The following is an 18,744-nucleotide window of genomic DNA, read 5'->3' on the forward strand; positions in this document are numbered from 1 at the left end:
GGCGCTGACGCGCACGTGCCAGTGGAATTGCCGCCAACGTCACGGGCTAATCGCGAAAGGTCGGATTGTGACGAATCACCCAAGATCAGCGGGACCTCCACGAAGCTCTGCGCGGACCTTGGCAACTGCATGACGGTCACCGGCGCGGCCCATGCTTGGGGGCGGAGCCGCGAACGGTAGGAGGTTGCTGAAGTAGCGGGGTAGCTTCGTTCCATGACCGGTGCCGATGGGGAATCGGCGTTCACCTGGCCGGGCCGCCGCGAGCTCGTCACGCGAATGCACGAGCAGCTCGACGAGTTGGTCGCCGTCCGGGATCAGATGGAACAACTGGTGCGGGTCATCGTCGAGATCAGCTCCGATCTCGATCTCAAGGTGACATTGGAACGGATCGTCAACGGGGCGCTGACACTGACCGGCGCCCGGTACGCAGCACTGGGTGTTCGGGCGACCGACGGCTCCCTGATGTCTTTCGTGGACGCCGGGATGCCCGAGGCCGCCACGCGCCGACTCGGCGACATCCCGGTGGGCGACGGCCTACGCATCGACGACCTCGCAGAGCACATGGAGTTGGCCGGAGCGCTGCCGATCCGGGCGCTCCTCGCCACACCGATCACGGTGCGGGGGGCCGCGTTCGGCAACCTGTACCTGGCTGACGACCGGCCCGGCCGGGTGTTCTCGGACATGCAGGAGAGCGCGGTGCGCGCGTTGGCCACGGCCGCAGCCGCCGCCATCGACAATGCGCGACTGTTCGAGCGCGAACGCGAGTCGGCGAGGTGGACCAGGGCGAGCCGGGAGATCACCAGTGCGTTGCTGTCCGGTGATCCACAGATGGGCCCACTGCAATTGATCGTGAACCGGGCACTCGAGCTGGCCGATGCCGAGCAGGCGATCCTGCTGGTTCCCAAGGAACCCGATGTGCCCGCTCACGAAGTCGACACCCTGGTGGTGGCCGCGACCGCAGGCCGTTACGCCACGGAGGTGATCGGTCAGCAGGTGCCCATGGACGCCTCCACCACAGGCGGCGTGGCCCGTCGCGGCTTGCCGCTCATCACCGATTCGTTCCAGTACCCCATCGAAGGCTTCACCGACGTGGGTGAGCGCTCGGCCATCGTCATGCCGCTCGTCTCCGACGACGCGGTCCTCGGTGTCATCGCCGTCGCGCGTCGTCCTCATCAGCCCCCCTTCGACGACGACTACCTCGTGCTGGTCAGCGACTTCGCCCGGCACGCCGCCATCGCCCTGGCGCTTGCGGCTGGTCGTGAGCATGCGCTCAACCAGGAGCTGGCCCTCGCGAATACCGTCGACCAAGCAGTGCAGGCGGCCGCGGAGGAACTCCGGCGGCTGTGGCGGGCACGGCGCGTGCTGGCCGTGACGTTCTCCGACCACCGTTCCCCGGCGCGGGGCAACGACACAGGTCCGCAGGTGGTGGCGGTCGGCGAGTCGGCGCAGTGGGCCGACCTTCCCGGCGACACCCGCCAGGCGCTCACTGCCTTGCGCGACGGCGACCTCTTGACGGCCAATGTCGTGCAACCGGGCACGGCCGCGATCGCGTTGCAGCACCCCGACGGCGTCCTGGTGGTCTGGATCGATCTCAGCGAAGCGCGGTCGTTCACCCTGGAGGACCAGACACTGCTCACCGTACTGGCCGGCCGACTGGGTCAGGGCTTGCAGCGTGTGCATCAGGTCGACCAGCAGCGCGAAACCGCACTGGCGCTGCAACATGCGATCCTCGGTCCGGCTGAGCTGCCGGACGGGTTCGCCGCTTGCTATCAGGCCGCCAGCCCGCCGCTGCAGGTCGGCGGTGACTGGTATGACATCGTCGACCTCGACGACGGACGCATCGCGTTGGTGGTCGGCGACTGCGTCGGCCACGGGCTCACTGCGGCCACCGTGATGGGACAGGTGCGAAGCGCCTGTCGTGCACTGCTTTTCGATCATCCCAGCCCGGCTGCCGCCCTCATCGGGCTTGATCGTTTCGCTGCGCGACTGCCCGGTGCTCGATGTTCCACCGCTGTGTGCGTGGTGCTCGACCCCGCTACCGGTGAGCTGGTCTACTCCAGTGCAGGGCACCCGCCGCCCATCCTCGTTCACGCCGACGGAACCATCCGCATGCTCGACGACGCCCACACCATCGCGTTGGGGATGAGGGCTGATTGGCCGCGGCCGGAGGGCCGGGTGACGATGTCGTCGGGCGCCACACTGGCGCTCTACACCGACGGCCTCGTCGAACGCCGGCGCGTCGCGCTGGAGGAGGGCATCGGCCGCCTCGCCGACCTGATCTCCGAGCGACGCGACGCGAAACTGGATGAGCTGGTCGGCCAATCCATGTCGTGTCTCGAGCCACCCAGCGGCTACCAGGATGACGTCGTCCTGCTCCTCTACCGCCATCCCGCGCCGCTCGACCTGACCTTCCCCGCCCACGCCGAAAACCTCGCCCCGGCCCGGATTGCACTGCGGGAGTGGTTGAACAAGGTCTACGCCGATCCGGAACAGGCGATGAAAGTGCTTGTCGCCGTGGGAGAAGCTGTCGCAAACGCCGTCGAACACGGTCATCGCGCTGACCCGGACGGAGTCATCACCCTGAACGCGACCGCGATCGGTGACGGAGTGCAGATCACCGTCTCTGACACCGGCACCTGGAAGGCGCCGCTCCCGACGAATTCCCTTCGGGGGAGGGGCACCGCCTTGATGCGGTCGCTGATGCACCACGTCACCATCGACACCCACGCCTCCGGAACGACCGTTCACCTGAAAGCGAGGATTGCCTGATGCCAACGCTTCTCACGCTCGACACCGCTCGCCGTGACGACGGCAGGCTGGTGCTCAGAGCCGCAGGCGAGATCGACCTGAGCAACATCGACGACTTCGATCAGGCGCTCTCCGCAGCGACCGCCACCCTCGAGCAAGATGATGAACGGCTGATCGTGGACCTCAGCGCACTGGAGTATCTGGACAGCGCCGCGATCAATGCGCTGTTCGTTCGCGGTGAGCAGATCCACGTCATCGCCCCGCAGCTTTTGATGTCCACCCTCGCCATGACCGGGCTCACCGAACTGGTCCCTGTGGAGGCCGCGCCGCCGGCCTGAGGGCTTTCGATCAGGAGTTGTTAGTCGTGACGACCGACCCCGAGCTTGATCCGACAGCGGTGGAGATCGGCAGGTTCTACCCGCACGAACCCGATCTGGTGTGGCGCGCCTTGACCGATCCCAAGGTGGTCGAGCAATGGCTGATGCCGTCCACCGGGATGGCAGCCGCCGCGGAAGGAACCCACTTCGTCTTCATGGTGCCTACCCAGCCTCCCGGTGAGATCGCCTGCGAGGTCCTGCAGCTGCGTCCGGGTGAGCAGTTGGTGCTGAGTTGGGTTGATCTGCGCGCCACTCGCCCGGCGCGTTGGGTTGTGGACTGGGCCGTCCACCGTGAGGGTCGCGGCACCCGATTACTGCTCACGCACAGCGGATTCGACATCAACGACCGACGACAGAAGATGGCACGCAACGGGATGGAACGAATGTGGCGGCGCGCCCTGACACAGCTGGGTGAACTCCTCGACCGTACGCAGTGATCCTCGAGCCGACGGTCTCGTCGTGGCGCATCCACATCGCGCAACCTGCGCCCGTGTTCTCGGCTCAGAAGGCGGACCGCAGCCGCTGCGGTAGGAGGGCCACGATCTGGGAGAGGCGCTCGAACCTCGCCGCGGGAAGGCCCAGGGCATCGCACATGGCGTAGCGGTCGAAGAAGAAGTGCTCGCTTGCGATCAGCCCGTCTCTGATCGTGAATACGCAGACGAACGGCAGTGTCGCGGTGCGGTGAGTTGCAGGCCAAGGACCTATGCGTCCGTGCATGGTCATGCGCAACGTTCCCCAGCATGTGTAGCCGTAGCCAGTGAGAACGCTGTCCTCGAGGGTGACGTGGTAGTTGGGAAAGATGCCGAAGAAGGTGTCGAGGAGGCGGCCGACGTTGCGTTTCCCCACCGTGGTGTTGTGCACCGCTTCGGTGTGGAGAAGAAAGTCATGGGTGCACAGCCGCAATGCCGCCTCGGTGTCTTGATGACATTTCGCTTCGGCGTAGCGGCCGACCAGGTCGCGAACCGACTCTGCTGACACCAGGTCTTCATGCATGGTCTTCTCCGTTCAGTTGGCGGTACGCGTCATCGAGCGACGAGCGTTTTCAGCGGGTGAGCCATTGCCGCCACACCGAGGGGTGTCGCAGCAACGTCGGCAGCACGGCGAGCGGGTCGAAGTAGGTCACGCGCTCGATGGCCTTCCCATCGCGAAGGACGAGCCGGTTCACGGTCGGCCAGGTGAGGGTGTCCCGGCCGAAGTCGGCGTGCAGAGTGAATTCGATGAAGACCCGATCACCGTCGGCGACCCAGTGATCGATGCGCGCGTGCAGACCGGGCAGGCAGCGGCAGAAGCGCTCGAATTGGCGTTGGGCTCGGGTGATCCCGACCGTTGACCGTGCTAGCGGTTGGCGAAGCACGACATCCGGGTGCAGCAGTTCGGGCAGTCGCGCTGGGGACGGCGCGTCCCAGAAGTCGGCGAATTTCGCGACGAAGGGATGTCCTGGCGGGCACGTGTCCATGCCGTGAGCCTGCTCGAATGACCCGTGTGGTGTCACTGCAATCTGCTGCCAACTACTGCCTGCCGGCGCATCGCACCGCAGTGAAGCGTCGACAGTGGCGGCGCGAAGTGCGAGTCAGTTGGCGCGCTTTGCGAGCACAAGGCCGACTCCGTTGTCGTAGCTTTGGAATCACTGAGCATCACGACACGAGGGGCACCCATGAGCTGGTCAACGAAGAAGATCCCCGATCTGCACGGCAGGGTCGCCGTCGTCACCGGAGCCAACGGCGGGCTCGGACTCGCCTCCGCCAAGGCCCTCGCCGGTGCCGGCGCCCACGTGGTGATGGCGGTCCGCAACAAGGCCAAGGCAGCCGACGCACACGCAGAGATCATCACTGAGCACCCGGACGCGTCACTCGAGATCGTCGACCTGGATCTCGGTTCGCTCGCCTCTGTCGCGGCCGCGGCAAAGGCGATCGCCGCCGCGCACGACCGCATCGACATCCTCATGTGCAACGCCGGTGTGATGGCGCTTCCTCAGGGGACGACGGTGGATGGCTTCGACACCCAGATGGGCATCAACGTCCTCGGTCACTGGGCGCTGATCTCGCACCTGCTGCCCGTGCTGGTCGCCACACCCGGCGCACGAGTGGTGACCCTGTCGAGCACTGCGCAGCACACCGGTCGCGCCGTCGATCCCGCCGACCCCCACATGCGCGAGAACTTCGACGAGTGGCGCATGTACGGCCAGACCAAGCTCGCGATGCGCCACCTGGCGGTCGGCCTTCAGAGGCAATTCGACGACGCGGGCATCGACGCGAAGGCACTGTCCGCCCAGCCGGGCCTGACGAACTCCGACCTGCAGACCACCACACAGGCCCACGGCAGCGCCGGACTACTCGGCACTGTCTCCGAGAGACTGGTCAAGGTGATCGGCATGTCGACCGACCGCGGCGCGCTCAGTCAGTTGCGGGCAGCCGTCGATCCGGATGCACCAGGTGGCGGGTTCTACGGGCCGCTGTGGGGCACGAACGGCCCGCCGGTTCGCAAGCCACTGGTACGGCCCGGCAGCAATGCCGCCATCGACGCGTTGTGGCGCGCGGCCGAGAGTGAGACTGGTCTCCGAGTCGACGTGGGCGCCGTCGTCGGAGCATGAGCACTCTCGTCGCGCCGTTTCGCCTGTCGCTGCCGTTCGTGCGGGTACTTCTCGCCGACCTCGGCGTGCGGGCGGCCGACCTGCTCGACGCGGCGGGGTTACCCGGAGACCTGCTGGGCCGTGAGGATGCGGCGCTGACCCCGCCTCAGTACTACGCACTGTTCGATGCTCTGGATCAACTCGTGGGTGATCGGGAGCTGGCGACGACGATCGCCGGCACGCTGAGCCCCGAGGTCTTCGACCCGCCGATCTTCGCGGCGATGTGCAGTCCCAATTTGCAGGTCGCAGCCGAACGCATCGCCGTGCACAAACGTCTGCTCGGGCCGATTCGCCTGTGGATCGAGGCAGATGCCGACGGTGTCAGCCTCGAGTTCTGCTGGCCCGCAGGCAATTCCCCACCGGCTGTGCTGCCCGCCGTCGAAGTCGCCTTTTTCGCGGCCCTGGCCCGGATCGGCACCCGCACCCGCGTCGTACCTGCGCGTGTCGTGCTGCCGCAGCCGCCGCGCAACCTCGCAGCAGTCGAGGACTGGCTGCGCACACGGGTGGAGCGGGGCGACACCACCCTCATCCGGTTCTCCCGCCTCGACGCCTCCCGGCCGTTCCTGACCGCCAACGCGGGTATGTGGGAGTTCTTCGAACCCGAGCTGCGCCGACGCCTCGATGATCTCGCGGCCGACGCCGCGCTCGGCACCAAGGTTCGCGCCATCCTGGTCGAACTACTGCCCGCCGGTGCCGGAACGACGCACGGCGTCGCACGCTACCTCGGCATCAGCACCCGCACGCTGCAGCGCCGCCTCGGCGAGGAAGGCACGACGTTCCAAGTAATCCTCGCTGAGGTCCGCGAAGACCTGGCTCGCCATTACCTCACCCAGTCCGCACTGTCGTTGACCGAGATCGCATTCCTCCTGGGCTACGACGACCCGAACTCCTTCCACCGCGCCTTCAGTCGCAGGACAGGGCGCACCCCGCTCGGAGTCAGGGTCGCCGCGACCGGATGACGGTGCTGCTCAGACCAAGGGCTCATTGCGTTCGGTGAGGGCAAGCAACAGGTCTCGAAGCTCATGGCGCGTGTCATGGTCGGGTTCTGCGTCGAAGACTTCGGTCATCGAGTCGCCGTCGAGTGCGCGCGCGATGAGGAGCACCCGTTGCGGGTGCAGTCCGTCGCCGGCCATCTCGGTTTCCCACCGGCGACCGTTGATGCGGGCGTGTTCGAAGAGGCCGGGGATGGCCAGAAGAGCTGACTGCACCGCGACGTTCCGCCATGGTCCGTCGCCGATCGACGGATCGAACGAGGCCCTGATGTGCGCGCGGCAGAATCGGCCCGGCCGGCCGTCGTCTGGTTCGAGGTGTCTGGCGACGGCGTCGTCGTACTGCTGGATCCAGTGCTCGCACAGCGCGCGCAGCAGCGCTTCCCGGCTGCGAAAATGATGTAGCAGACCACCTTTGGAGACACCTGCGTCCCGGGCGACGACCTCGAGGCTCACCTGGGGGCCGTGAGCCATCAGCGCACGCTCCGCCGCTTCCAACAGGGCGCGGCGAGTGCGTATCGCATCGCGCTGCACCGTAGTCACTTCCCGAGCATACCCATCGAAGGTGGCTAGCCGACCGTCTGGACGGTATGTTAACGGCATGGCAGGTGTGGAGCGGTCGATGGACGGCCGAACCGACGATCACGGGGAGGCGAGGACCGCTGGCCGCAAGGAGTGGCTCGGGTTGGCCGTCCTGGTACTCGCGGTGGTCCTGTTGGCCGTCGACGCCACGGTGCTTTCGCTTGCGGTCCCGTCGCTGGCCGAAGATCTCGACCCCTCGGCCACGCAGCTGCTGTGGATCGTCGACGTGTACTCCTTTGCGCTGGCCGGGCTGCTGGTCACGATGGGCAACCTGGGAGACCGGATCGGCCGGAAACGACTGCTGCTGATCGGAGCGGCGGGATTCGGGGCGGCGTCACTGCTCGCAGCGATCGCACCGACGGCAGCCTGGTTGATCGCGGCGCGCGCCCTGTTGGGCGTGGCCGGCGCGACGTTGATGCCGTCGACGTTGTCGTTGATTCGGACGATGTTCCCGGACGCGCGCCAGCGCACCACCGCGATCGCGGTGTGGGGCGGCGCGGCGACTGCTGGCGCCGCCGCCGGACCACTGGTGGGCGGCGCTCTACTGCAACACTTCTGGTGGGGTTCGGTGTTCGTGATCAACCTGCCGGTGATGGTGCTGCTCCTGGTCACCGGAGCCTGGTTGTTGCCGGAGTCGCGGTCGCCGCAGTCCGCGCCGTTGGACGTCCTGGGCGCCGTGTTGTCGGTGGCCACGATCATTCCCGCGGTCTACGCGATCAAGCTCCTCGCCAGCGAGGGCCTCGACGTCACCGTGGTCGTGGCGGCGGCCTTCGCGACCGTGTGTGGCTCGTTGTTCGTCGCTCGGCAGCGCCGTGCCGCGGCTCCGCTCCTCGATCTGGGACTGTTCCGGTCGAAGGCCTTCTCGGGCGCGGTGGCGGCCAACGTGCTCGCCATCTTCGCGCTGAGCGGATTGCTTTTCTACCTGTCGCAGTACCTGCAATTGGTGCGCGGTTTGCGGCCCCTTGCCGCTGGCGTCGCGCAGTCACCGATGACGTTGGCGAGCCTGTTCACCGCGTTCCTGGCCGGCTGGCTGGTGGCGCGCTTGGGTCGCGGGCGGGTCATCGGCGCGGGCTTGGCGTGCGCAGCGGCCGGGGTGGCCACGGTCGCGGCGGCGGAGGTCGTGCCCGGGTACGGGTGGCTGGCCGCCGGCCTGGCGGTGACCGGGTTCGGTGTCGGGTTGGCCTTGACGGTCACCACCGATGCCGTCGTGTCCGCCGTACCGGCCGAACGGGCAGGAGCAGCGGCAGCGGTGTCGGAAACCGGGTACGAATTGGGCGCGGCACTCGGCATCGCCCTCCTGGGCTCGTTGCACACCGCGCTCTACCGCGGCCATCTCACCCTCCCCACCGGCCTCGCCGACGACCTCGCCGAACGCGCCCGCGAATCCATCGCCTCGGCCATGACCGCGGCCAGTGACGCATCAGCAAGCCTGCGCGAACCGATTGTCACCGCGAGCCGGGAGGCTTTCGTGACCGCGATGCAGATGACCTCAGCGGTGACCGCCGCGCTGCTCGTGGCCGCCGCCGTCGTCTCGTGGCGCCTCATTCCGGCGGCCACACCGCCGCCGCTCGACCGCCAGGACCCGGTGCGGCCGAGTGAAACCGCCACCGGCCGAATCAGGTTGTCCGCACTACGCGCGGCGGCCGGTCGCACCGCCGCGGCGATCGCGAGACCGGTCGTCGGAGCCGACGTCGGCGGCATGCTCGAAGCCTCGGTCACCGGGGTCAAGATCGCGCAGGCGCGCCACTTCGACCGCGCCGGCACCCGGGCCGCAGCCGCCCGCGGCGAACCCGCCGCCCTGGCGGCGTTCGTCGACCGGCGCACCGCCACCCGGCACGACTGGGTGCACGCCGAGATGCTTGCCGTGAAGTCCCCGCGACCCGGCTCGGCGCTGACCGCGCTGACAGCAGTGTGGGCGCAACGTCGGCAATGGGACGACGCCGAACGGCTGGCCCGCGAGGCGGCCCGTCACAACGCTCCCACCGCGTTGACGATGACCGCTCTCGCATTGGCCGGTGCGCAGCGTTGGACCGATGCCCGCCGCCTGGCCGCCGAAGCGGTTCGACACGGCGATCGCGACGCGATCGTGCACCTGGCCGAGGTGTGCGAAGTCGCAGGGGAGACCGACCTCCTCCTCGAGCTGACGACCACCACGATGCTCGCCCGACCTCAATCCGACGATCGAGAGGACCTCAACGATGACCGATAGCACCGAGTTACCGATTATTCTGCAGCGCCACAACGTGTTCGACCCCGATGCGGATTTGACCAAAGCCCGCGATGAGGGTGTGCTGACTCGGGTCTCTGTGATGTTCTCGTCCGCCCCCAAGCCGGCGTACGTCATCACCAATCACGAGCACGCGCGCGCCGTTCTCGCCAACAGCGCCGACTTCGCGGTTGTCTCAGCCGACTACGGCCCGGTCAGCGACGAGGAGGCTGCCGCGATGCGAGCCGGCAACCTGCTCGAGATGAACCCACCCGAGCACACCCGGCTGCGCCGCATGCTCATCTCCGCCTTCACCGCCCGCCGCATCGCCGCGCTCGAATCGCGCATCACCCAAATAGTCGACGGATTCCTCGACGACCTGGCAGCTCAACCCCAGCCCGCCGACCTGGTGGCTCATTTCGCGCTGCCGGTGCCATCGTTGGTCATCTGCGAGTTGCTCGGTGTGCCCTACCACGATCGCGACGAATTCCAGCAGCGGGCGCAAGCGATGGTGGACTCGACCCTGAGTTCCGCCGAACAACTGCAGGTCGACCGAGAACAGCGTCGTTACATGGCCGGACTCGTCGCCATGGCGCAAGCCGATCCCGGCGACGACCTACTGGGCGCACTGGTACGCAGTCATGGCGCGGACCTCTCGGACGACGAACTCGTCGGCATCGGCTCACTGCTGCTCATCGCCGGGCACGAAACCACCGCCAATATGCTGGGGTTGGGGACGCTCGCCCTGCTGCGCCACCCCGACCAGCTCGCCGCGCTGCGCGACGATCCCGCTCTGATCGAGCCCGCAGTCGAAGAACTGATGCGCTGGCTGTCGATCGTGCCCAGCGGCGTCGAACGCATCACGACCCGTGAGGTCACCATTGGCAACCACATCATTCCCTCGGGCGAACACGTGGTCGTCTACCTTCCCGCCGCTAATCGCGACCCGGACTTCGTCACTGATGCCGACCGGCTCGACGTGCGTCGCGGCGCGCCCGGACACGTCGCGTTCGGGCACGGCGTGCACCACTGCCTGGGAGCACCGCTGGCTCGAGCCGAGATGCGCATCGCCTTCCCCGCGCTGCTGCGACGCTTCCCGAATCTGGCGTTGGGGGTACCTTTCGACGACGTCGCCTACCGGCGCAACCACGCCGTATACGGTGTTCACGCCCTCCCCGTCACGTGGTAGCCCGCCTGTCCCACAACGTCTTCCGGTTACATGCCGACACCGAGGTGTGCATCGGTGCAGGCATGTGCGCCACCACCGCCCCTGATGTCTTCGATCAGGATGACGGCACCGGCTTAGTGGATCTGCGCACGCAGGCACCAGCCGAAGCTCACCTCGCCGCCGTGCGGCGCGCCGTCGCCTGTTGTCCGTCTGGCGCACTGATGCTCTCCGCCGAACCTGCGCCTGAAACACCGCCCCGGCTCACCGGTTCGACGTCGATGGCCAGGCGACCTGGCTGCTGACCCGCCACAGTGACATTCGTCAACTCCTGACCGACCCGAGGTTTTCTCGCGCCGCGCTTGCCGAGCCGGGCAATCACGACTCGATCTCGATGATGGATGGCCGTGAGCACGCTCGGGTGCGATCGGTCGTGGTGCGCGCTTTCAGCGCGCTCTCTGTCTGCCCCTTCCGGTGACCGTGATCAGTGAACTGTTGGGGGTTCCGGACGGGGACCGCAACACATTCGGCCAGTGGTCCACGTCGTCTCTGCTGGACACCCATCCAGGCTACGACTGATCACCGGCCCTAGACATGGTCTGCCAGTACGTGGCTGGTGAGGTTCGACCGCCGCTCACCGCTTGCTGCGCTGGCCCTCCGCGAGCTGTGCGGTGATCCGATCAGCGCCGAGGCGGCGTTGCAGGGCGGCGGCCAGGTCGGGAATCGCGCCGCCGAGAAGTGCGACGGTCCGGAGGCCCCGCGGCGCGACGTCCACCTCGGCGCGGTTGTCTTCAATGGCACGAACCGCAGCCCGGGCTACGTCGAGTGGTGACCGGGTAGCGATGCCGCGTGGCAGTGTCGCGCCGGAATCAGCGAACATGCCTGCGTCGCTGATGTAACCGGGAAAAATCGTCGACACGCCGACATTGTGCGGGCGCATGTCGGCGCGAAGCGCGAGGGCGAAGCCGCGCATCCCGAACTTTGTTGCGTTGTACAGCGACGCCTGTGACGAAGCTGTCTTGCCCGACAGGGACGAGACGAAGACCATGTGACCGCGGCGTCGCGCAACCATGCGTTCGGCGGCCCACTTGGCCAGAACGATCACTGCGCGCAGGTTGACGTCGAGTACCCGGTCGACTTGGTCGACGGAGTAGTCGGACAGGAAACCCGTCGCCGGCAGTGCGGCGTTGGCGATCAGTACGTCGATTTCGCCGACGGCACGCATCAGGTGCTCGACCGCGGCGCGGTCGGTCAAGTCGGCCGGGACAGCACGCCCACCAATGTGGTCAGCCAGCGGCTCGAGGACATCGGCGCGCCGTCCGGTGAGAATTACTCGGCTTCCGCGCGCGGCGAACTCCGTCGCCAGCGCCTGCCCGATTCCCCCTGTGGCGCCGGTCAGCAGCACGCGCGCCCCAGCCAGGTCCACTGGCGTAAATCCGTTGTCGCGCATCGGCGAATCAGGCATCGGCTCGGTTGGAAGACGCGAGACGGGGGTCGTCCGTGGATTCCACGGTCGCTCCCGGGGTGAAGAAGAGCTCGACCACCTCCCGTACATCGACATGCCGATGCCAGTGCCCTTTCGGCACGATGACGAACTGTCCGGCCTCGAGCGGGATGCGTTGCCGGTCGGCACCGACGAGTATCTCGACAGTGACGCTGCCGCGCAGCACCATCAGCAGCTCGTCTGTGTCGGGGTGTAGTTCCCAGTCCGCCTGCGCGAGGTGGTCGCCGTAGTACATGCCGAATGCCGCGCCATTGAACGGCGCGACTTCCCGGAAGTCGAAGGGTGACAGCGTCTCGGACAGGGCGACGGGGTCGTATTTCTGCATGCCCCACCATCTCCGAGTCTTCAGCGCGGGTCTTGTACGAATGTTCCCTCTGCGCGGGTGGTGTCCTCGAGGACCAGCTCCGGCGCACCGGCCAAGGAGGTGGGGGTCATTCCGGTGAAGGCGAGCACCTCGCGGTGCAGATGAGACTGGTCGGCAAACCCGCAGTCGGCGGCGACCTGCGCTGCATTGTCACCCGCGGCCAGCCCTTGAGCTGCATGACTGAAGCGGAAAAGTCGAACTGCATGCTTCGGCGGGAGGCCGATCTGCGACCGGAACCGGGACCACAGCCGTTTACGGCTCCAGCCGATGCTCTCGGCAAGATGTTCCACGCGCAGGCCACCCCGGCTGACGATGAGCTGATCCCAGGCCCAGGCCACCTCCCGATCGACCGATGGCCGGTCTCGACCATGGCGGGTGAGCAGCGCCTCGGTCGCGGCGAAGCGGTCGTCCCACGTAGGGGCGTCGCCCAGTTGCTGTCGGACTCGATCTGCGGCACGGCCCCAGACAGCGTCGGCGGGCACGACGCCTCCAGCCATCTCTACGAGCGGAACACCGAGCACGCGGTATGCGACGACGGGGGAGAGGCGTACCTCGACGCACTCGATGTTGGTGCCGCTCATACGCATCGCTCCGGTGTGGAGTCCGGACACCAAGCTCCCGCGCTGCGATCGATCCGTGCCGCCGTTCACAGTGAGCGACCCGTCGCCGCACTCCAAGATCACCGTTATTGCGGGATATGGGATCAGCGGCAGATCGATCGCACCTGCGCCCTGGTTCCGGAACCCGGTGATGCTGACGCCGTTGGGGCGAACCCGCCGCACCGGCTGCACGACGTCCCACCGTGGCGCCGCGCCGTGCTGCAGCGAACGGGGCTTCATCGCTCCACACTAATCTGCGGACGGTTGACGCCTTCTCGAAGTACGCCGCTCAGGCCGTCACGAAGGTCGGGCTTTGTGTGTCCAGCGGTTCGGGTCGGTTTCGAGGGCGCCGCGGTCCCATCCCATCAAATCGGCGGCCGCGCCGTAGGTGAACTCGAGGAAGTCCATCACCGCCCCGTCGGGGTCCTTCGCTTTGCGCGCGACCTCGTACGGCAACAGGTACTGCCGCAGGCCGGCGTCGTAGAAGACACCGGCGGGCTTGTCTGAGGCGTCGGCGAACCCCGCCGGTTCGGGATAGGCGTAGGAGTAGAACGCTCCTTCGGCCGCGCCGCCGGGCCAGAAGCCGCAACTACTCAGCTCGTGCGAGTACCCCTCTTCCATCACCCAGTCGCCGCAGTTCGGCGCGCCTCCGGGATGCCGGGGAGCCAGGCCACCGGAGAACCGCGTGCATGCCAGGTCGAAGGAACCCCAGAAGAAGTGCACGGGACTGACCTTGCCGATGAACCGGGCACGGAACCGGCCGATCACCCGGTCGGCCTGCACCAGCTGTCGCCAGAATGCGTTGGCAGCGGCGGGGTCGTAGCCGGCGTGCGTGTCCTCGGCGAACGGGACGGCGGGATCCACTTCGTTGGGCGCGTTCGAGATGTTCGCGTCGATACCGAGACTGCCGAGCGTGTCCAGCACCGCTTGGTGGAACCGCGCCACGGAGGTGTCCTGCAGATCGATGGTGGCGGCGCCGCCATCACTCACCCGCACCGCGAGGGCATGGTCGACGAAGTCGAACTCCATGTCGAAGGAGTCGGTGCCCAAGGGGATCGCCGACGTCGTCAACCCTCGCGGCGACACGTACAGCGGCACCTGCCACCAGTGGTTGAGCAGTGGCGCGTGGGCCAGCCGCACCTTGCCCACGATCTGGGTCCACATGTGCAGCGATCGGCGCGTCGGTTCCCAGTCGTCGACGCGTAATGCCGGCCAACCCTCACCCGATCGGACGTCTGTCATTCGAACCTCCCTCGATGTTGTGAACCGAACAGGTGCCCGGTGTCGCCAGAGTCCGGCCAACGCGGTGTCGGCGTATGGGCTGTCGACTTCACCGAACACGAAGTCCGGCGGCAATGCTGCGCTTCACCGTTCTCGTCACGAAGTCGATGATGGCGTCCAGGGCATCAGATGCCGGGACCGCGGCGCACGGCTGGTGGTCGATGAGCAGCTCCTCGTGAATACGTAAAGCGTTGAGGGACAGTACGTTCAGTGCAATGAGAGCGCCCAGCCGTTCAAGGGCTGCGGAAGATAACAATACGGTCCGGTCCGGTTCGCGTCAATACGGTCCGTTGTGTACGGGTGTACGGGAACACCGCGGGGCGCGATTTGGCAGCGTGGAGAGTCAACTGTCCACTACCGCAGGCGAACACCATGGAAGGCGATCTTCAGCAGGGCGTCGATGTGGCTGGGCTCGATCGGCATCGCGTGGAACAGCCGGTATTCGATGACGCCGTAGAGCACTTCGCGCAGGGTTTCCACGTCAGTGTCGGCTCGTATCTCGCCGCGCTCCTGGGCTAAGGCGATTCGTGCGCTGAACGCCTTGACGTTGGGTTCGATGATCTGGTCGAAGAGGGCATGCAACAGATCGGGGTCGGACTGGCCGGCGGCGATCAGGCCTCGGTATGCCGGTCCGAACCCCGTCGTCGCGATCACCTCCACGATCCCAGTCAGCTGTGTCCGGAGATCGGCGACGAGATCCCCGGTGTCGGGGAACGCGACCACCGGATCAAGACTCTGAGTCGCAGCTTCGAGGACCACCGCACCCTTGGAGGGCCACCACCGGTAGATCGTCTGCTTGCTCACGCAGGCCCGCCTGGCGATCGCCTCGATCGAGATGTTGTCGTACCCCAGTTCGGCGATCATCGCGATGGACGCCTCGAGGATGGCGCGACGAGAGTTTTCGTTGCGATTCGCGGGCATGTCGAAACCCTAGCGATTTGCCCGTGGTCTCAATACGCAACGGTCCGTATTGACGCGAAACGGACCGGACCGTATTGTTACACGCCGTGGCCCGCGGGTGTGTGGGTCCCCTCAGTCACAAAACCTGTTGTCTTGCAACGCTTTATGGGAGAGCTCAGAGGGCGACCGGACCGCGCGACCAATCGGGGTCGCTCGCCGAGCCGTCGTCGGCGGTGCGCTCGGCCGCCTCCGACTCGCCGGGAAGGACCGGAATGGCAGATTCCGAGCGCGCCAACGCTTTGCGCGCGACCGACGCACGTACTTCGAAAGGGCGTCCCGACACGACACGCCGGCTGTCTGGCTGGCAGCCGTTGCGCATCATCCGCGAGAACACCCGCGCCTATTTCGCCATGAATGCGTGTATGTACGGACTGTTCCTCGCCGGCTTCGGTGCCGGGCTTCTGTTCCCTGCGCTCAGTGAGGTACAGCAGACGCGACTGGAGGACGACGGCACAGCCGAGTTGGTGCAATCGCTCATCGCCACTCCCTGGCTGTTCGCACTCGTGATTCTTGCGGTGAACACCGTCAAGATGTGCGTGCTGACGATCGTTCTGCCGTCGATGATCGTGCCGTTCGCCGGCATCGCACTGTTCGCCTACTGGGCCGCCTCGACGGGGGTGACCCTCGTCCCCGCGAGTGACATCGGCTGGGTGGCTCTCATTCCCCACTCCCTGACGTTGATCATCGAGTTCCAGGCTTACATCCTCGTCCTGCTCGGCGTGTACCTGCTGGGCAAGTGCTGGATCCGTCCGGCAACCGCTGGTGTCCAGAAGCGGCGGGAAGGCTACGTCGAAGGTCTGCGACAGCTCGGTTGGCTGTCTCTACCTGCCGCCATCCTGCTCATCATCGGCGCGGTATACGAAGCGTTTTCGCTGAGATACTTCGTACATCCCTTGGCTCAGTGGTTGTTGTGAAGCCAGCGTTGCCGCCCGGGCAGATGCGGTACTCCAACAGGCGCCATTCGCCCACCTGAACGTCGCAAAGTAGAGGAGACTGCCAGCAATGATGCTTTCCTCGAACCCCGGCCTGGCAGGACGGATGGCCGAGCTGGCACGCGCGCTGGCCGGCCCGAGCGGGATCGAGGCAGTGCTTGCGGGGGTTGCCGGCGCGGCCATTGAGCTGATTCCCGATGTCGATGTCGCAGCGACGCTGCTCATCGGCAAAGGCCACACCTTCGAAACACTGCCGGCGAACAGCGAGTTCGCGGACAAACTTCACGAGCTGCAGATGACGTTCGACGAGGGTCCCTGCGTGCAGGCCGCACTCGACGACGTCATCGTGCGCACCGATGACTTCCGCAACGAGACACGGTGGCCGCAGTACGCACCGGCGTGCGTGGACCTCGGCATCCTCAGCGGCCTGTCCTTCAAGCTGTACACCGCCGACCGCACCGCCGGCGCTCTGAACCTGTTCAGCTTCCGTCCACACGCCTGGACCACCGAGACGGAGACCATCGGGACCATCCTCGCCGCCCACGCGGCCGCCGCGATTCTCGCCAACCGGCAGAGCGAACAGCTGCGGTCCGCGTTGTCGACCCGGGACCGGATCGGTCAGGCCAAGGGCATCATCATGGAGCGTTACAAGCTCGACGACGTGGCGGCCTTCGAGATGATGCGCCGGCTCTCCCAGGAGAGCAATGTGAGGCTCGCCGACATCGCGCAGCAGGTCATCGACTCTCGCGAATGACGGCACCGACGCCATCCGTGAACAGGCCCAGCAACATGCTGAGCAGGCCCGCCGCAAGATGGCCGAGCGGCGCAGCGGCGACGACGGAGTAATCAGCGGCTGGCTCAGCGAGCGCGCAGGTCAGTGGGACTTGGGTGGCCAGGACGAGGCCACCATGCAGCGCCAGAAGTACCTGTGGAACTTCCTTGTGGATCACTGGTTCCGGATGGAGTTCGACGGCTGGGAGAACCTGCCCGACCCGCCGGTGCTGCTCGTGGGCATCCACTCGGGCGCCCCGTTCGTCTGGGATGCCTGGACCGTCGGGGTCCAGTGGTGGCGCCGCTTCGGTCAGGAGCGACCACTGCACGGAACTGCCCACGACGCACTGATGGCGATACCGGTGATCGGCCGGTACTTCCGCGCGATGGGGGTGCTACCCGCCGCGCCCGACTCGATGGCCACCGCACTGGCCGAGGGTCGCGACGTAGCGGTGTGGCCCGGCGGCGAGGTGGATTCGCTGCGGCCGTGGACCGAGCGTGACGTCGCGAATCTGGCGGGCCGGGCCGGGTTCGTCCGGATGGCGATCAAGGCAGGAGTGCGGATCGTGCCGATCGCGACAGTCGGCGGGGCCGATGCCATGCCGGTGCTGATTCGCGGCGATGGCCTGTCGCGGGCGCTACGTTTGGACAAATTGTTGCGCCTCAAGGTGTTTCCGGTAGCGGTGTCCTTGCCATGGGGTATCGCGCCCGCGGCCCTGCCTCAGCTGCCGCTGCCGGCGAAGATCCGCACCCGATTGATGCCCGCCGTGGAGGTCGATCACGATCCGGCCCGCGCCGAGGATGACGACTACGTCGAGCAGAAGTACCACGAGGTGGAGGACAGCATTCAGCGCGGCATGGCGGCGCTGGCGCGCAAGCGGGCGCTACCACTGTTCGGCTGAACGATGGCGATCAAGCCCCAATCTGCCTCCGGGGTCGGCTCGCGAGTGCGGCAACGACGGCTTCTTGGGTACTCCGTTTCCTGCTAGCCGGTCAGAGCCCCAGATCGCTGAGGCCGGGGTGGTCTTCCGGTCGAGGGCCGAGAAGCGGCCAGTGGAACTTGCGATCATCGTTCGTGATGGGCAGATCGTTGATGCTCGCGTGCCGCGTCCTCATCAGGCCGTCGGGGTCGAACTCCCAGTTCTCATTGCCGTAGGCGCGGAACCATTGACCTGTCGCATCGTGGTATTCGTAGGCGAACCTGACCGCGATCCGGTCGCCGTCGTACGCCCAGAGTTCCTTGATCAGACGGTATTCGAGTTCCGCGGCCCACTTCGACGTCAAGAATTCGACGATCTGCTCACGACCGCGTAGGAAGGTCGAACGGTTGCGCCATCGGCTTGCTGCCGAGTATGCCTCGGCGACCAGGTGAGGATTTCGTGTGTTCCAACCGTTTTCAGCACTGCGCACCTTCTGGACGGCGCTCTCGCGGTCGAACGGAGGTAGTGGGGGTCTCATCGACCTAGAGTTTGACACCGGATCTACGCGGCGCCTGTCACGCTGAGGCCTGAGCTCCGCGCGCAGCACCCACGGCGGGCAACCCTCCACACGGACGCGATACGTGTGCCGACCCCAGACGCTGCTGAGCGCATCGGCGCGCAGCGCCTCCCAGCCCAACGACAGCCTTTCCCCCTCCT

20 protein-coding genes are annotated in these 18,744 nt (G+C 66.7%); 11 read left to right on the forward strand and 9 right to left on the reverse strand.

Going from position 1 to position 18,744, the window contains the following annotated elements:
• The first annotated feature begins 213 nt into the window (after window positions 1-213).
• The 3 genes from O6P37_RS13960 to O6P37_RS13970 are packed head-to-tail and all read left to right on the forward strand — an operon-like array spanning window position 214 to window position 3,562.
• The gene (locus O6P37_RS13960) at window positions 214-2,769 is read left to right on the forward strand and encodes a SpoIIE family protein phosphatase (protein WP_269894631.1); all 2,556 of its coding nucleotides are present in this window, start codon (window positions 214-216) and stop codon (window positions 2,767-2,769) included.
• Window positions 2,769-3,086, forward strand: coding sequence for an STAS domain-containing protein (locus O6P37_RS13965; protein WP_269894632.1), 318 nt, complete (start codon window positions 2,769-2,771; stop codon window positions 3,084-3,086). The genes O6P37_RS13960 and O6P37_RS13965 overlap by 1 nt, the downstream gene beginning before the upstream one ends.
• Window positions 3,087-3,112: 26 nt before the next feature.
• Window positions 3,113-3,562, forward strand: a complete 450-nt coding sequence (locus tag O6P37_RS13970; protein ID WP_269894633.1) for an SRPBCC family protein — start codon at window positions 3,113-3,115, stop codon at window positions 3,560-3,562.
• Window positions 3,563-3,626: 64 nt separating this feature from the next.
• Here O6P37_RS13970 and O6P37_RS13975 read toward each other — a convergent pair whose 3' ends face one another.
• Window positions 3,627-4,118 carry an ester cyclase gene (locus O6P37_RS13975; RefSeq protein ID WP_269894634.1) on the reverse strand — a complete coding sequence of 164 codons (492 nt, stop codon included), beginning with the start codon at window positions 4,116-4,118 and terminating at the stop codon, window positions 3,627-3,629.
• 49 nt (window positions 4,119-4,167) lie between these two features.
• Window positions 4,168-4,581 carry a nuclear transport factor 2 family protein gene (locus O6P37_RS13980; protein WP_269894635.1) on the reverse strand — a complete coding sequence of 138 codons (414 nt, stop codon included), beginning with the start codon at window positions 4,579-4,581 and terminating at the stop codon, window positions 4,168-4,170.
• Window positions 4,582-4,779: 198 nt separating this feature from the next.
• On the opposite strand from O6P37_RS13980, the gene O6P37_RS13985 reads away from it, so the two are divergent.
• Together O6P37_RS13985 and O6P37_RS13990 are read left to right on the forward strand one after the other, a co-directional pair.
• Window positions 4,780-5,715 (forward strand): SDR family NAD(P)-dependent oxidoreductase, encoded by a 936-nt coding sequence (locus tag O6P37_RS13985; protein ID WP_269894636.1) that lies wholly within the window; start codon window positions 4,780-4,782, stop codon window positions 5,713-5,715.
• On the forward strand, window positions 5,712-6,713 hold the full coding sequence (locus tag O6P37_RS13990; RefSeq protein WP_269894637.1) for an AraC family transcriptional regulator: 1,002 nt from the start codon (window positions 5,712-5,714) through the stop codon (window positions 6,711-6,713). Before O6P37_RS13985 ends, O6P37_RS13990 begins: the two co-directional genes overlap by 4 nt.
• Before the next feature lie 9 nt (window positions 6,714-6,722).
• On the opposite strand, the gene O6P37_RS13995 is transcribed toward O6P37_RS13990, so the two are convergent.
• Entirely contained in the window at window positions 6,723-7,277 is a 555-nt protein-coding gene (locus O6P37_RS13995) for a TetR/AcrR family transcriptional regulator (RefSeq protein WP_269894638.1), read from the reverse strand.
• 67 nt (window positions 7,278-7,344) lie between these two features.
• Here O6P37_RS13995 and O6P37_RS14000 point away from each other — a divergent pair, with 67 nt between their 5' ends.
• From O6P37_RS14000 to O6P37_RS14010, 3 genes are read left to right on the forward strand one after another with little or no spacing between them, the layout of a single operon-like run.
• A complete protein-coding gene (locus tag O6P37_RS14000; RefSeq protein ID WP_269894639.1) occupies window positions 7,345-9,534 on the forward strand; it encodes an MFS transporter in 2,190 nt (729 codons plus the stop codon).
• Entirely contained in the window at window positions 9,524-10,720 is a 1,197-nt protein-coding gene (locus O6P37_RS14005) for a cytochrome P450 (protein WP_408633170.1), read from the forward strand. Before O6P37_RS14000 ends, O6P37_RS14005 begins: the two co-directional genes overlap by 11 nt.
• Window positions 10,714-11,001, forward strand: coding sequence for a ferredoxin (locus O6P37_RS14010; RefSeq protein WP_269894641.1), 288 nt, complete (start codon window positions 10,714-10,716; stop codon window positions 10,999-11,001). The genes O6P37_RS14005 and O6P37_RS14010 overlap by 7 nt, the downstream gene beginning before the upstream one ends.
• A gap of 329 nt (window positions 11,002-11,330) precedes the next feature.
• On the opposite strand, the gene O6P37_RS14015 is transcribed toward O6P37_RS14010, so the two are convergent.
• From O6P37_RS14015 to O6P37_RS14035, 5 genes are all read right to left on the reverse strand, one after another.
• Complete coding sequence (locus tag O6P37_RS14015; RefSeq protein ID WP_269894642.1) at window positions 11,331-12,146, reverse strand: SDR family NAD(P)-dependent oxidoreductase; 816 nt, start codon at window positions 12,144-12,146, stop codon at window positions 11,331-11,333.
• A 7-nt stretch (window positions 12,147-12,153) separates the two neighbouring features.
• Window positions 12,154-12,525, reverse strand: coding sequence for a cupin domain-containing protein (locus O6P37_RS14020; RefSeq protein ID WP_269894643.1), 372 nt, complete (start codon window positions 12,523-12,525; stop codon window positions 12,154-12,156).
• Window positions 12,526-12,545: 20 nt separating this feature from the next.
• On the reverse strand, window positions 12,546-13,403 hold the full coding sequence (locus O6P37_RS14025) for a helix-turn-helix domain-containing protein (protein ID WP_269894644.1): 858 nt from the start codon (window positions 13,401-13,403) through the stop codon (window positions 12,546-12,548).
• Between the two features lie 57 nt (window positions 13,404-13,460).
• Complete coding sequence (locus O6P37_RS14030) at window positions 13,461-14,405, reverse strand: DUF5996 family protein (protein ID WP_269894645.1); 945 nt, start codon at window positions 14,403-14,405, stop codon at window positions 13,461-13,463.
• Window positions 14,406-14,798: 393 nt separating this feature from the next.
• Window positions 14,799-15,365, reverse strand: coding sequence for a TetR/AcrR family transcriptional regulator (locus O6P37_RS14035; protein WP_269894646.1), 567 nt, complete (start codon window positions 15,363-15,365; stop codon window positions 14,799-14,801).
• Between the two features lie 251 nt (window positions 15,366-15,616).
• Here O6P37_RS14035 and O6P37_RS14040 point away from each other — a divergent pair, with 251 nt between their 5' ends.
• The 3 genes from O6P37_RS14040 (at window position 15,617) to O6P37_RS14050 (ending at window position 18,009) form a co-directional block, all read left to right on the forward strand.
• On the forward strand, window positions 15,617-16,318 hold the full coding sequence (locus O6P37_RS14040; protein WP_269894647.1) for a stage II sporulation protein M: 702 nt from the start codon (window positions 15,617-15,619) through the stop codon (window positions 16,316-16,318).
• An 88-nt stretch (window positions 16,319-16,406) separates the two neighbouring features.
• Window positions 16,407-17,090 carry an ANTAR domain-containing protein gene (locus O6P37_RS14045; RefSeq protein WP_269894648.1) on the forward strand — a complete coding sequence of 228 codons (684 nt, stop codon included), beginning with the start codon at window positions 16,407-16,409 and terminating at the stop codon, window positions 17,088-17,090.
• 58 nt (window positions 17,091-17,148) lie between these two features.
• Complete coding sequence (locus O6P37_RS14050; RefSeq protein ID WP_269894649.1) at window positions 17,149-18,009, forward strand: lysophospholipid acyltransferase family protein; 861 nt, start codon at window positions 17,149-17,151, stop codon at window positions 18,007-18,009.
• Window positions 18,010-18,100: 91 nt separating this feature from the next.
• Here the strand turns inward: O6P37_RS14050 and O6P37_RS14055 are convergent, their stop codons facing one another.
• Window positions 18,101-18,565: a nuclear transport factor 2 family protein gene (locus O6P37_RS14055; protein WP_269894766.1), complete on the reverse strand. Its 465-nt coding sequence runs from the start codon at window positions 18,563-18,565 to the stop codon at window positions 18,101-18,103.
• Window positions 18,566-18,744: the final 179 nt, after the last annotated feature.

The organism is Mycobacterium hippophais, assembly GCF_027529605.1.
In the GTDB taxonomy this organism is placed as follows: domain Bacteria; phylum Actinomycetota; class Actinomycetes; order Mycobacteriales; family Mycobacteriaceae; genus Mycobacterium; species Mycobacterium arseniciresistens.

What these genes read in the sequence shown, in the direction of transcription:
- O6P37_RS13960 (WP_269894631.1), top strand. Translation starts at nt 214, where the DNA reads ATGACCGGTGCCGATGGGGAATCGGCGTTCACCTGGCCGGGCCGCCGC.
- O6P37_RS13965 (WP_269894632.1), top strand. Translation starts at nt 2,769, where the DNA reads ATGCCAACGCTTCTCACGCTCGACACCGCTCGCCGTGACGACGGCAGG.
- O6P37_RS13975 (WP_269894634.1), bottom strand. Translation starts at nt 4,118, where the DNA reads ATGCATGAAGACCTGGTGTCAGCAGAGTCGGTTCGCGACCTGGTCGGC.
- O6P37_RS13980 (WP_269894635.1), bottom strand. Translation starts at nt 4,581, where the DNA reads ATGGACACGTGCCCGCCAGGACATCCCTTCGTCGCGAAATTCGCCGAC.
- O6P37_RS13985 (WP_269894636.1), top strand. Translation starts at nt 4,780, where the DNA reads ATGAGCTGGTCAACGAAGAAGATCCCCGATCTGCACGGCAGGGTCGCC.
- O6P37_RS13990 (WP_269894637.1), top strand. Translation starts at nt 5,712, where the DNA reads ATGAGCACTCTCGTCGCGCCGTTTCGCCTGTCGCTGCCGTTCGTGCGG.
- O6P37_RS14000 (WP_269894639.1), top strand. Translation starts at nt 7,345, where the DNA reads ATGGCAGGTGTGGAGCGGTCGATGGACGGCCGAACCGACGATCACGGG.
- O6P37_RS14005 (WP_408633170.1), top strand. Translation starts at nt 9,524, where the DNA reads ATGACCGATAGCACCGAGTTACCGATTATTCTGCAGCGCCACAACGTG.
- O6P37_RS14015 (WP_269894642.1), bottom strand. Translation starts at nt 12,146, where the DNA reads ATGCGCGACAACGGATTTACGCCAGTGGACCTGGCTGGGGCGCGCGTG.
- O6P37_RS14020 (WP_269894643.1), bottom strand. Translation starts at nt 12,525, where the DNA reads ATGCAGAAATACGACCCCGTCGCCCTGTCCGAGACGCTGTCACCCTTC.
- O6P37_RS14025 (WP_269894644.1), bottom strand. Translation starts at nt 13,403, where the DNA reads ATGAAGCCCCGTTCGCTGCAGCACGGCGCGGCGCCACGGTGGGACGTC.
- O6P37_RS14030 (WP_269894645.1), bottom strand. Translation starts at nt 14,405, where the DNA reads ATGACAGACGTCCGATCGGGTGAGGGTTGGCCGGCATTACGCGTCGAC.
- O6P37_RS14035 (WP_269894646.1), bottom strand. Translation starts at nt 15,365, where the DNA reads ATGCCCGCGAATCGCAACGAAAACTCTCGTCGCGCCATCCTCGAGGCG.
- O6P37_RS14040 (WP_269894647.1), top strand. Translation starts at nt 15,617, where the DNA reads ATGGCAGATTCCGAGCGCGCCAACGCTTTGCGCGCGACCGACGCACGT.
- O6P37_RS14045 (WP_269894648.1), top strand. Translation starts at nt 16,407, where the DNA reads ATGATGCTTTCCTCGAACCCCGGCCTGGCAGGACGGATGGCCGAGCTG.
- O6P37_RS14050 (WP_269894649.1), top strand. Translation starts at nt 17,149, where the DNA reads ATGGCCGAGCGGCGCAGCGGCGACGACGGAGTAATCAGCGGCTGGCTC.
- O6P37_RS14055 (WP_269894766.1), bottom strand. Translation starts at nt 18,565, where the DNA reads ATGAGACCCCCACTACCTCCGTTCGACCGCGAGAGCGCCGTCCAGAAG.